This is a genomic window from Natrononativus amylolyticus, assembly GCF_024362525.1.
Taxonomy (GTDB): Archaea; Halobacteriota; Halobacteria; order Halobacteriales; family Natrialbaceae; genus Natrononativus; species Natrononativus amylolyticus.
Genome location: NZ_CP101458.1, coordinates 1240705 through 1252802, shown reverse-complemented (window position 1 = coordinate 1252802; position 12098 = coordinate 1240705). Strand labels below are relative to the sequence as shown.

General features: G+C 68.7%; 12 protein-coding genes. 6 read left to right on the top strand and 6 right to left on the bottom strand.

All coding sequences use genetic code 11. The annotated features are described in order from the left end of the window. Nucleotide 1 precedes the first annotated feature (1 nt). Nucleotides 2-439 carry a DUF7112 family protein gene (locus NMQ11_RS06510; RefSeq protein WP_255170602.1) on the top strand — a complete coding sequence of 146 codons (438 nt, stop codon included), beginning with the start codon at nucleotides 2-4 and terminating at the stop codon, nucleotides 437-439. A gap of 127 nt (nucleotides 440-566) precedes the next feature. After that, the gene (locus NMQ11_RS06505) at nucleotides 567-1532 is read left to right on the top strand and encodes a transcription initiation factor IIB (protein WP_255170601.1); all 966 of its coding nucleotides are present in this window, start codon (nucleotides 567-569) and stop codon (nucleotides 1530-1532) included. Here NMQ11_RS06505 and NMQ11_RS06500 read toward each other — a convergent pair. Beyond that, nucleotides 1523-2755, bottom strand: a complete 1233-nt coding sequence (locus tag NMQ11_RS06500; protein ID WP_255170600.1) for an LEA/WHy family protein — start codon at nucleotides 2753-2755, stop codon at nucleotides 1523-1525. The two genes, NMQ11_RS06505 and NMQ11_RS06500, sit on opposite strands and share 10 nt — an antisense overlap. Before the next feature lie 189 nt (nucleotides 2756-2944). Between NMQ11_RS06500 and NMQ11_RS06495 the strand changes: the two genes are divergently transcribed. Further along, complete coding sequence (locus NMQ11_RS06495; RefSeq protein WP_255170599.1) at nucleotides 2945-4072, top strand: glucosamine inositolphosphorylceramide transferase family protein; 1128 nt, start codon at nucleotides 2945-2947, stop codon at nucleotides 4070-4072. An 84-nt stretch (nucleotides 4073-4156) separates the two neighbouring features. Here NMQ11_RS06495 and NMQ11_RS06490 read toward each other — a convergent pair whose 3' ends face one another. Next, nucleotides 4157-5317: a glycosyltransferase family 4 protein gene (locus NMQ11_RS06490; protein WP_255170598.1), complete on the bottom strand. Its 1161-nt coding sequence runs from the start codon at nucleotides 5315-5317 to the stop codon at nucleotides 4157-4159. A gap of 104 nt (nucleotides 5318-5421) precedes the next feature. After that, on the bottom strand, nucleotides 5422-5547 hold the full coding sequence (locus NMQ11_RS06485; RefSeq protein ID WP_255170597.1) for a hypothetical protein: 126 nt from the start codon (nucleotides 5545-5547) through the stop codon (nucleotides 5422-5424). 174 nt (nucleotides 5548-5721) lie between these two features. Here NMQ11_RS06485 and NMQ11_RS06480 point away from each other — a divergent pair, with 174 nt between their 5' ends. Then, a complete protein-coding gene (locus NMQ11_RS06480) occupies nucleotides 5722-7188 on the top strand; it encodes a flippase (protein WP_255170865.1) in 1467 nt (488 codons plus the stop codon). Between the two features lie 72 nt (nucleotides 7189-7260). Continuing rightward, nucleotides 7261-8253, top strand: a complete 993-nt coding sequence (locus NMQ11_RS06475) for an NAD-dependent epimerase/dehydratase family protein (RefSeq protein WP_255170596.1) — start codon at nucleotides 7261-7263, stop codon at nucleotides 8251-8253. Between the two features lie 70 nt (nucleotides 8254-8323). Here NMQ11_RS06475 and NMQ11_RS06470 read toward each other — a convergent pair whose 3' ends face one another. Next, nucleotides 8324-9427 carry a lipid II:glycine glycyltransferase FemX gene (locus NMQ11_RS06470; protein ID WP_255170595.1) on the bottom strand — a complete coding sequence of 368 codons (1104 nt, stop codon included), beginning with the start codon at nucleotides 9425-9427 and terminating at the stop codon, nucleotides 8324-8326. Between the two features lie 473 nt (nucleotides 9428-9900). Here NMQ11_RS06470 and NMQ11_RS06465 point away from each other — a divergent pair, with 473 nt between their 5' ends. After that, a complete protein-coding gene (locus tag NMQ11_RS06465; RefSeq protein ID WP_255170594.1) occupies nucleotides 9901-10725 on the top strand; it encodes an MBL fold metallo-hydrolase in 825 nt (274 codons plus the stop codon). Between the two features lies 1 nt (nucleotide 10726). Here the strand turns inward: NMQ11_RS06465 and NMQ11_RS06460 are convergent, their stop codons facing one another. Beyond that, complete coding sequence (locus NMQ11_RS06460; RefSeq protein ID WP_255170593.1) at nucleotides 10727-11698, bottom strand: DUF5787 family protein; 972 nt, start codon at nucleotides 11696-11698, stop codon at nucleotides 10727-10729. 40 nt (nucleotides 11699-11738) lie between these two features. Then, nucleotides 11739-12068 (bottom strand): hypothetical protein, encoded by a 330-nt coding sequence (locus NMQ11_RS06455; RefSeq protein WP_255170592.1) that lies wholly within the window; start codon nucleotides 12066-12068, stop codon nucleotides 11739-11741. Between the last annotated feature and the right edge of the window lie 30 nt (nucleotides 12069-12098).

Genomic DNA, 12098 nt, shown 5'->3' with positions numbered 1-12098 from the left:
GATGGCAGACCACGTCTCGAGCGATCACCCGTCGGTCCATACCGTCCGGGCGACGCTCACGGAGACCACCACCGGGTACAAACTCGAGATCCCCGCCGACGACCGCGACCGGTTCGAGGTCGACGAGGTCGTCCGGGTCGTCGTCGAGGGCGACGAGCTGTTCGCCCGCGTCGAGCGGGCGCTGACCGGCGAGGAGCTGGCGATCCCCGGCGTCTACGAGACGCCCGGCGCGGCCCGCGACCCGCGCGAGGGCGTCGACCGCCTCGCGGCCTGGGTGAGCGACCGGGGGGTCCGGGCGGGCGGCTCCGTACTCGTCGACGTCGTCGAGTCCGGCTTTCTGTACGGACTCCGAAAACCGGGCGAGAGCGCCGTGTACACGGCTCGAGAGCCGCCGGCGGACAGCCTGTCGGCGATCGCCGAGGACCTCGAGGAGCGGTGAGCGCCGCCGTCAGCGGGCCGTTTAATCGGCGGAACAGTCACGACAACTAACAGGTCGGACCGACCCGACTGTTGTCACCATCGCTCACAGCGTTTATCTCCGTTCGGATATTCTCTCTACTCGATCAATGACGCGCCCGACTCGTGAGCGAGAGCGAACTGTAGAGACGGACCACCAGGAGGACGAACGAGAGGGCGCCCGGAGCTGTCCCGAGTGCCAGTCGGACGCGCTCACCAGAAGCGCGGACGGAAGCGAACTGAGCTGCGAGCTCTGCGGGCTGATCCTCGAGGAGGAGTCGATCGACCACGGGCCGGAGTGGCGTGCGTTCAACCACGCCGAACGCCAGAGCAAGTCCCGCGTCGGCGCGCCGACGACCCAGACGATGCACGACAAGGGGCTGACGACGACGATCGACTGGAAGGACAAGGACGCCTACGGCCGGTCGCTCTCCTCGGACAAGCGCAGCCAGATGCGCCGCCTGCGCAAGTGGCAAGAGCGCATCCGAACCAAGGACGCCGGCGAGCGCAACCTGCAGTTCGCGCTCAGCGAGACCGACCGGATGGCGTCGGCGCTGGGCGTGCCGCGCTCGGTTCGGGAGGTCGCGAGCGTGCTCTACCGGCGCGCGCTCGAGGAAGACCTCATCCGCGGCCGGTCCATCGAGGGTGTCGCGACCAGTACGCTGTACGCCGCCTGCCGGATGGAGGGCATCCCGCGCAGCCTCGAGGAGGTGTCGGCGGTCTCGCGGGTCGACCGCAAGGAGATCGGGCGCACCTACCGGTACATCGCCCAGGAGCTCGGCCTCGAGATGGAGCCCGTCGATCCGAAGAAGTACGTCCCGCGGTTCTGCTCGGAGCTCGGCTTGCCGGAGGAGGTCCAGTCGAAGGCCAACGAGATCATCGACATCACGACCGAGCAGGGGCTGCTCTCGGGGAAGTCGCCCACGGGGTACGCCGCGGCGGCGATCTACGCCGGCTCGCTGCTGTGCAACGAGAAGAAGACCCAGCGCGAAGTCGCGGACGTCGCCCAGGTCACCGAGGTCACGATCCGCAACCGCTACCAGGAGCAGATCGAGGCGATCGGCGTCTACGAGTGACCGGCGCCGCCGGCCCATAGGAGCGGGATCGAAATCCCGTCGTCGTCGTCCTCGTCGTCAGTATCGTCGTCATCACTCTCGACGTCGTCAGTATCGTCCTCGTCGTCGGTGTCGCCCTCGTCCGTCTCGTTCTCGCTTCCGTCCGCGGTGTCGTTGCCGTCGTCTGCCGCCGAGTCGTCGTCGCTCGCGTCGCCCCCGTCGCTCGAACCGTCGTCGCTTTCGCTCGAGTCGCCGTCGGACGGGGTTCGGTCGGTCCCGAGTCCCTCGTCGAAGACGTCGGTCTCGAGGGTGTCCTCGTGGGTCAGTTCCTCGAGTGGAACGGTGACCGCCTCGCCGGTCGGTAGCTCGACGACCGCGTAGAACTCGATCCGGAGCTCGGAGACCTGGTGGCCGTGAACGCCGTCGTCGAGGTGTGTCACCCACCACTCGTCGAGGCGGGTTGCGTCGATCGCCGTGGTGGCCTCGAGGGTTTCGGTCTCGCCGCCGCCGATCACGTGCGTGTCGTGGGTTGCCCCCGAACCGACGTCGACGTCGTTCATCGTGATTTCGTAGCCGAGTTCGGTGATCACGTACGGTTCGTCGTTCGGATTGTAGACGACGAACGCGGTCTCGATCGGCGTCTCGGACTCGCTGACGTCGCCCCACTCGCCGGTGGTTTCGTTGACGTAGAGGACGGGATCGTCGATCAACGGCTGGTTCGCGTTCACCGGCCGCGTCTCCGTCGAGTTGAACTCGCCGATGACGTCCGTCTCGATCCCGTGTTCGTGGGTGAGTTCGCCCTCTCGTCCCAGCCGGTCGGAGCTCACCGTCGCGTCGACCGCGACCGTCGTCCGCTCGCCGGCGTCGACGTGGCTCACCCACCACGCGGGAATCGCGCCGTTGTCCAGATCCGTCGTCAGCGGAACCGTCGAGTTGCCGGTGCCGACGGTGACGCCGCGGCGCTCGCCCCGGGCCATGTCGACGTCGTTCATCGCGAGCGCGTACGAGACGGAGACGTCGTCGGTGTCGACGCCGATCGGGTTCGGATTCGAGACGACGAGTTCCGTCTCGACGGCCGTCGAGTCCTCGGTGACCTCGCCGAACGTGTTCTCCAGTCCCACGACCGACGGCACGCCGAGAAGGCCTCCCGCGACCGCGCCGCCGAGGGTGACGAGGAGGAGCACGCCAATCGTCGCGAGCGCTCGTAACTTCGAGCCGAAAAACGCCGCTCGAACGCGACTCATACCCTCGATCCTCGCGCGAGCAGTATACGTTTTCCGTTACGTACGATCGAGATGACACTCTCGATGGGTGATACGACGCTCCGGCGAGTACGCTCTCTGTGCGGCCGGCCTCGAGAAAGCCGAGACTACCACGCGCTCGTGACGTTCAGCCGCTCGATAACAATGTCGCACTCGACGGAAGTACCGCCAATGGTTACCACAGCGTCGCGGATGTTCGATCGGGCTCGGCTGACGGCAAAACGCGTCCCCTACGTTCGCCGCCTCGCGTGGCGAAGCGGCCGACTCGCACACCACACGTACCCGACCCTCAGACGGCGGGCGCGGGCGACGGGAGGTACCGAAACCGCCGCCCGGTCGAACGCGGCGGCGATCCACCACCGGGGGACGGCGGTCCCGTCGTACCCGTACCCCGAGACGCCTGACGAGCCGCTGGCGCTCGAGCCCGCGGGGGGTTGTGTGAACCCGGTGTTGACGGCCGCGGACGTCACCGACTACGGCGCCGTCGACTACGTCGCAGACCCGTTCCTGTACGTTACGGGGGCCGAGGAGTGGCACATGTTCTTCGAGGTGTTCAACCGCGAGGCCACGCCGGACGCGGCGATCGGCCACGCGACGAGCCCCGACGGCGGGCTGCACTGGGAGTACGACGGGATCGTGCTCAAAACCGACGAGCACCTCTCGTTTCCGTACGTTTTCGCCTGGAACGGAACCCACTACATGGTCCCCGAGGCGGGCGGGCCCGACGGCACGACGGTCACCCTCTACGAGGCGGTCGAGTTCCCGCGGCGCTGGCGGCCCGTGGCGACGCCGGTCTCGAGCGACCACGGCACCGACGACACCGTCGTCTTCCGGTGGGAGGACCGCTGGTGGGCGATCGTGGGCGACTCCGTCTACGCGAACCGGCTGCACGTCTACCACAGCGACTCGCTGGTGGCGGACGACTGGACGCCCCACGCGGGCAACCCAGTCGTCACCGATCGCCCGGCGGCGACCCGCCCGGCCGGCCGCCCGATCGTCCGCGAGGACCGGATTCTCGTCTTCTACCAGGACTGCACCGACCGGTACGGGGGCGCCGTCCGCGCGTTCGAGATCACCGACCTCTCCCCGACGACGTACGTCGACCGGCCGCGCCTCGAGGCGCCGCTGCTCGCGGGGACCGGCGACCGATTCGGCTGGAACTCCGGCGCGATGCACCACGTCGACCCCTGGTACACGGGAGAAGGCTGGCGCTGTGCCGTCGACGGCAACGTCGGCTTCGGGCGCAGCGTCCTCTCCGATCAGCACTGGGCGATCGGGATGTACGTCTCCGCCGAGTAGCGTTCTGGCGCGCCGAGCGCGTTCGAGTCGCGACCGCCGCCGCTCGAGGGACGGCGTTTCCGACCCCTTCGAGCCGGCGCCGAGTCAGTTCGCCACCGCACTCGAGACGCGCCCGTCCGCGCTCCGTCCGCCGGTTTTCGCGCCGATCACGTCGGCGCACACCCGCTCGAGCCGGGCGGCCTGTTCGGCCCACGTGAACTGCAGGGCGCGTTCGCGCGCGAGCCGCCCCATCTCCGCCCGGCGGCCGGGCGCCTCGAGCAGCATTCGGAGTTTGTCCGCCAGGTCGATCGGATCGCGCGGCGTCACGAGCAGCCCGTTCCCGCCGTTGTCCACGTAGGCGCGGGTGCCCTCGAGGTCGGTCGTCACCACGGGGGTTCCACAGGCCATCGCCTCGACGTTGACCATGCCGAAGCTCTCGGCGTGGGTCGGCAGACAGAACACGTCCGCCGCCCGGTAGTACCGCGGCAGCTCGAGGTGGGGGATCTCGCCGTGGATCGTCACGACCTCCTCGAGTCCCAGCTCGCGACACCGCTGCTCGACGCGCGCGGTCGCGCCGGTGCCGACGAGGTGGAGCCGAACCGGCCGCTCGAGGCGCCGGACCGCAGACAGCAGATCGAACACGCCCTTGGACTCGACGAACCGCCCGACGAACAGGATCGTCGGCCGGTCGCTCGAGAAGGCCCGTTCGCCGTCGGGGCGGAACCGCTCGGCGTCGACGCCGGGGTAGATCACGCCGTCGACGTCGTAGCCGAACTCGTCGGCGACGCGCCGGGCGGTGTCGTCGGCGTTGGCGAGGACGTGCTCCGTCCGGGAGAACCGCTCGCGCAGCGTCGCGCCGACGCCGACCTGCTCGAGGCTGTGGTACTCGTAGACCGTCGGCGGCTCGACCAGGTGAGAGAGAAGCAGGTCGTCGAGAAACTGGAAGGTGAGCAGGACGTCGACGTGATCGTCGATGTGGTCGACGACGCCGTGTCGGGCCGCCCACTGCGTCATCAACAGCTTGCTCCAGTCCTGTCGTCCCAGCGGCGTCGCGCCGTCGACGAGCGCCGGAATTCGGTCGGCGAACGCCGGCGTCTCGACCAGGGTCACGTCCGCGTTCGCCAGCAGTTCGGTCGTCTCACCCCGCTGGGTGTAGACGTAGACGTCGTTCGAGGCCCCGAGTTCGGCCGCAACGTGCTGGATGTACACCGCGATGCCGCCGGCGTGGCGGGTGCCGACGGCGTCGTGGTACAATCCGATGTTCATACACTGTTCTCGGAATTACACCACGTTTGTTATCTTCCGCCTACCCCGCTTACAGGGTCCCACTCGAGCGTTCACGCCGTCGTTTCGGGCGACCGCTCGAGCGTTCACGTGGCGGTTTCGGCCGACGGCTCGAACTGGCGCGGTGCGGTTGCCGAGTCGCGTGCGCCCGCGATCGCTCCGGAGCCGTCGCGGTTTCCCGACGCGCGGCCGACCGCCGGTACGTCGCCCATAACAAACGTCCCGTCCCGGCTGTGAAACACCAGTGAACGGGATCCGTCGACACCGCGTGTTCGGTACAGCGACGGGGACGTACCGGCCGTGTCCGACGACGCTCGCACGGCGCCGCGCGGGCGCCGTCGGTGGAACGCCTCGACGACCGCAACCGGCGCCTGTACCCGAAACCGATGGACACCGTTGAGCGGATCGTCGAGGGGTTCAAGGCGGCGCTCGGGGCCCGCCTCGTCACGGCGATCGCGAACGGGCTGCTCATGCTCGTGCTCGCCCGGTGGCTGCTCTCGCCCGACGAGTACGGGTTGCTGTTCCTGTTGCTCGCGATCGTCGCGATCGCCCAGCTGGGCGCGGATCTCGGGCTCGGTCGCTCGGCGGCCCGGTACGTCTCCGAGTACAAGGAGACGGACGGCGGGAAGGTTCCGTTCATCCTGCGAACTTCCCTCGCCTACCGGCTGGTGCTGTTCGGCCTCGTCGCGGCGATCCTGATCGGCGCCGGCGACCTCATCGCGCTGGTGCTCGAGACGCCCGAACTCGCCTCCCTCCTCGTCCTCGGGGCGGTCTATCTCGGCTTCAACTCCACGTACTCGTACGCGACGTCGCTCCTGCAGGGGTTCAACCGCGTGCAACTGAGTTCGCTCGTCGAGGTCGTACACAGCGTCGCCCGCCTGCTGTTCGTGATCCTGCTCACCGTCCTCGGGTTCGGCGTCGTCGGCGCCGTGGTCGGCTACGTCGTCGGCGGGTTGCTGGCCAGCGCGCTGGGACTCTGGCTGCTCTACACCCGGTTTTACACGGCGTTCGACGACGACGGCGGCAGCCGGTCGCTGCGAACGCGCCTGCTGAAGTACAGCGTCCCCCTGACGGCCTCCCACGGGGCGAACGTGCTGGACAAGCAGATCGACACCGTCCTGGTCGCGTTCTTCCTGAACCCCGTCGCGGTCAGCTACTACGTCCTCAGCAAGCAGATCACCGAGTTCGTCCTCGTCCCGGCGGGCTCGCTCGGCGTCTCGGTCTCGCCGACCTACGGCGAGCAGAAGGCCACGGACGGCCTCGAGCGGGCCGCCCGGATCTACGAGAGCTCGCTCGAGTACGTCTTCGTCCTCTACATCCCCGCGGCGGTCGGAATGATCCTCGTGGCAGAGCCGGCGGTCACTCTGGTGTTCGGCGCCGAGTACGCCGGCGCCGCGCCGGTCTTGCAGGTCCTCGGCGTGTTCGTCGTCTTCGCAGCGGTCACGGACGTCACGACCCAGAGCCTCGACTACCTCGGCCGGGCGACCGCGCGCGCGGTCGCCAAGGGGGCGACCTCCGTCGCCAACGTGGGGCTCAACGTCGTCCTCATCCCCGTCTACGGCGTGACGGGCGCCGCCGTCGCCACCGTCGTCACCTTCGGGATCTACACGCTCGCGAACGTCTACGTGATCCACCAGGAGCTCTCGCTCGACCTCGAGCGAATCCTTCGGTTCGCCGGCCTCACGACGGCTATCTCGGTGGGGATGGGCCTCGCGGTGTCGCTCGCGGTCCCCTACGCCTCGAGTCTGCTCGCGCTCGCCGGCGTGATCGCCCTCGGGATCGCGGTCTGGGGCGCCCTCGTCGTCGCCAGCGGCGCCGTCGACGTCCGGGAGACGCTGGCGCTGATTCAGTGACCGAGACCGGCAGTGGGTACCGTTCTTCGACGGTGGTACACCTCTATGCTAATCGCTACCGTCTACCAGTGTATGAAGTACTTCGTCACGGGGGCAACCGGGCTGATCGGGTCACACGTAACCGAACGGCTCGTCGAAGACGGCCACGACGTCGTTGCGCTGACGCGCTCGCGCTCGAACGCGAGCCACTTGCCGGCCGACGTGACGGTGGTCGAGGGCGACGTCACCGAGAAGGAGAGCATGCGAGCGGCGATGACCGGCGTCGACGGCGTCTTTCACATCGCCGCGTGGTACTACGTCGGCCCCGGTCCGCGCGCCGTCGAAACCGCAGAGCGGATCAACGTCGAGGGGACGCGAAACGTACTCGAACTGATGGGCGAACTCGGCGTTCCCAGGGGCGTATACACGAGTACGATCGGCGTCTACCCGCCCGCTGCGGGCGGTACCATCGACGAATCCGTCGCACCGGACCGCCCGGACGGAAGCGTCTACGTCCGAACGAAGTGGCAGGCACAGTACGAGGTGGCACAACCTATGATCGACGACGGTCTCCCGCTCGTAATCGTCCAGCCGGGAATCGTCTACGGGCCCGGTGACAAGCGCCACGGGTCGGTCCGCCAGTTCTTTCGGGATTATCTACAGGGAAATGTACCGCTGTGTCCTCGAGAGGGATACTACGCGCCGCTCGACCACGTGGAGGACACCGCCAGAGCGCACGTCCTGGCGATGGACCGCGGTGAACCGGGCGACGTCTACATCATCGCGAACGAACCGCGAGAGCTGACGGAGGTGCTCGCGTTCGCCGAGGAGTGTACGGGCGTTCCCGCTCCACGAGCCGTCTCCCCGAAGCTGTTCGGCGGTCTCGCCGGCGCCCTGTCCGTCGTCGAGCGGGCCGTGACGCCGCCGAAAGGGTTCGAAGCCGAGTGGGTGAGAATGTTCGCCGGGACTCGCTGGCCGGTGGACAACACGAAGGCGACGACGGAACTCGGTCTGGAGCACCGTCCCCTCGAGGACGGGCTGTGTGAGTACCTCGACTGGGAGGCGGAACGGCTGGCGGCGGAATAACTCGAGAGGCGGTCCGCCTCCGACTACCGCGACCGACCCCGTCGCGTTTCGGCCGACTCGAGCCCTCGCCTCACGCCAGGTGGCGCAGGTAGAACGAGCGACCCGCCTCGATCGGTTTCCAGAGCGGGCTACAGCCCCGCTCCCAGTAGACGTTCGGGACGAGGTCGCCGCCGAATCCCTCCTTGTACCGGAAGACACCGCTCTCGAAGTTCGCCCCCGAGCCGCCGAAGTCGTAGCGCTCGTAGCCGTTCTCGATCGCCCAGCGGAGCACGTAGTCGTACAGCAGCTCCGAGGCGTGGTGCTCGAAGTACTCCGGCGGGACCGCAGCGACGAAGCCGTGAACCGCGGACTGCTCCTCGTCGAGTAACTCGAGGAATCCGCCGGCGTACTCGCCGTCGACGCGGAGCGTGAGCAACAGCACGCGGGATTCCATCGTCAGGAGGTGTTCGAAGAACTCGAAGGCGAGACGCTCCCCCCCGAGTCGATCCACGTGCCGTTCGTAGACGCGGTAGAACCGCTCGAGTCGCTCGCCCGTCAGCTCCTCCTCGACGATCTCGTAGTCGCCCTCCCGGCCACGGCGGATGTCCTTGCGCCTGCTCTTGCTCATCCCGGCGAGGACCTCCTCGTAGCCGTCGGTCAGGTCGAGGACGAACCGCCCGCCCATCCGCGTCGGTCGGTAGCCCGCCGACTCGAGGTGAGCGTTGTACCGGAGGTAGTTCGGGTCGCACACCCGGATCTCGTGGGCGACGGTCCGACCCGTACAGAGCGTCGGAATCGCCTCCGTCGCGAGCGAGAGCGACGTCTTGACGTCGGTCGTCAGCACCGGGCCGCCGAAGCCCGGGTGCGAGGAGACCAGCCGCCGAAACGGCGTCTCCCCGATGCCGACGACGAAGTTCGGAAACAGTCCGATGACGTTCCCGTCCTTCGTGACGACGAGGTGTCTGGGCGTCGAGCCGATCCCCACCTCGATCGCCTCGAGCCACTCGTAGCGGTGGAAGACGCTTCCCCGACTCGAGCGCTCGACGACCGCGTTCCACCGCTCGCGCTCGATTCCGCGGATCGACTCGAGGACGCGGAGCTCGTGGCCCGACTCCGTCTGCCGAACGACTCGGTACTCGTCGGTGACCGCCGATTTGCGAGGGAGGTCTCCGACGGTCGCTGTTTTTTGAGACATCTACTGTCCGGAACCGATGACTGTAACGGAATAAAGTATTCACCGTGTACGGGACGGTACCGGGCGCCTACTGGGGTTTCGGCCGACGACTACTCGGCGTTTCTCGAGGGCGGTCGCTGTCGGCCGGCGACACGAAGTGAGAAGGTCCGAGGACGGGAGTTGAACCGCGTATCTCCCCGTACCGGGGCGATCTTGACATTAGACCACCTCGGACGCGAGTGCGACGGTTACGTGTTCGACTCCTTTCATAATGTGTCCACCGGCGGCTCTCAGCCGCTGAGAGACATCCGTACCGAAGTGCCTCGCGTCCGGTTCGCGTCCTCGCCCTCGATCCCAGGCGGGTAACAGCCTTGGTGCCGGCGACCGAAGCGCACGCCAATGAGTGGGCCATCGCCCCGGATCACGTCGGGAGGACCGGCCGGCAGCGACCGCGAGACCGCCGCGCCGGCCCGCCAGCGGAAGGGGGTGGTAGGATGCGCGTGACCCTCCTCGGAACCGGCGATACGACCGGCACGCCGACGGTCGGCTGTCGCTGTGAAACCTGTGAGGCCGCCCGCGAGCGCGGCGTCGAGCGCACCCGGTTTTCGGTACACGTCGAGAACGAACGCGCGGGCGAGTCGCTGCTGGTCGACGCGAGCCCCGACCTCCGGTATCAGTTCCTCCGTGACGAGCCGCCGCTGCCCGACGCTGCCGTCGTCACGCACGTCCACTTCGATCACCTCGACGGCCTCGGCAACGTCTTTCGCGTCCTCGAGGACCTCGAGGTGTACGCCGCCGACGAGATCGACCCCGAAACCGGCCAGAGCGTCGCCGACACCGTCGCCTCGGACTACTACTACCTCGACGCGGTGACGGTTCGTCCGACGACGCCGCTCGAGCCGGTGCGGGTCTGCGGGTTCGACGTCACCCTCGTCCCCGTCGACCACCCGCCGCTGGTGTGTTACGGCCTCGCGATCGAGGACCCCGAGACGGGGGCGAAGCTGTCGCTGTCGGGCGACACCAGCTACGCCGTTCCCGAGCGCTCGCGCGAGGTGCTGGCCGACCCCGACCTCTTTCTGGCCGACGCGATCGTCCCCGCGAGCCTCGCGGACTACCACCCGATCGGCGGCCGCCACGAGACCAGCGAGGGCGTCGCTCGAACGTTCGGAACCAAGCACATGACCCGCGAGGGCGCGCTCGAGCTGGCCGACGAACTGAACGCGACCCGGACGCGGCTGGTCCACGCCGCTCACTTCTACCCCGTCGAGGAGGCGTTCGAGGAGCCCCTGGCCGTCGACGGCGAGACCTACTCGCTGTAGCTCACGAGAATCGCTCGAGCCCGGACTGGCGCCGGCGCTTCCCGTCGGGGTCGGCGAGCCACGGCGTCCACCGCTCGCGCTCGGCCGCGAGGTCGACGTCTGCGGGCGCCGCGGGCTCGTAGCCGCCGCAGGCGGGGCGACACTCCGCGGCCGCGTCGACGATGTCGCCCTTCCAGGCACAGAACGGCAGCGCGGCCTCGGCGGTCGGCTCGCAGGCGCCACAGTCCGGAAACTCGTACGTTCGCCACCCCTTCCCGTAGGCGCGCTCGGCCAGCCGCCGGCGGGCGCGGGCCTTCCGGGCGCTCGAGACGACCGCGACGTCGGTCCGTCCGGGGTGGAACGCGAGGGGCTCGATTCCCGGCTCGTCGACGGCGAGTGTCGTCGGCTCGCGGACGACCTCGATCTCGGTCACCGCCTCGCCCTCCCGGTGGACCCGCCAGACGCCGACCGCCTCGGGGATGCGGTTTACGTGGGCGCGGGTGACGTAGCTCTCGGTCGCGAGGATCGCCTCGTCGACCAGCCCGAGACTCACGTCGGTACGGAGCTGAGACTCGAGGTCGCCCGGCCGGCCCAGATCGGGTTTGTTCTCGATTCCCGTGATCGCACCGTACCAGTCGGGGTAGCGGGCGACCTGGCGGACGTACTCCCGGCCGTTGCGCCGCTTCGACTCGAAGAACCCGACCTCGACGGCGCGCTCGGTCGCTCGACGGGCCCGGTCGGGGTGACAGTCGAAGGCGTCCTTCCAGTAGCGAAAGCGGCCGGGACCGACCGCGGACCGAACGGCCGCGTCGGGAATCGTCTCGCCCGTGAGCCGCCGGCGCTCGTCGAACGCGGGACCGGGCTCGACGCAGACGACGTCCAGAATCCGGCCGCCGGGGTCCGCGACGCTACCGCCCAGCTGGCGCGCGATGATTCCGTCGCGTCGCTCCTCGAGTGCGGCACACAGCGCGAGTTCGAAGGCGAACTCCGACACGGTCGGTGAGAGGGGCGCCGGAGAGAAAAGACCGCGGGTTTCACCGCCCGCGCGGGCGGGTGGCGGGTCGGACGGGGCCGGGGTCGGGTCCGCGGCGACGGCGGGTTTCCCGCGCCTCGAGCCGGCGGGCGAGGGATCTGCCCAGCGCAGTCGCTCCGAGCGGGATCGCGACGGCGATCGCGAGGCCGACGGCGGCCGCGGCGATCAGCCCGATCGCGGTACCGATACCGAGGGTGGTGGCCGTCGCGGCGGCGCCGCCGAAGGCGACCAGGAGGACGACGACCGTCGCGAGCGTGACGATCGCCTCCTCGAGGACGCTCCGGTCCGACGCGGCCAGTTCGACCGTGTGGGGGTGTGGTTGTCTGGTCATGAGTTCTCACCTGAACGGAGGCACCCGATG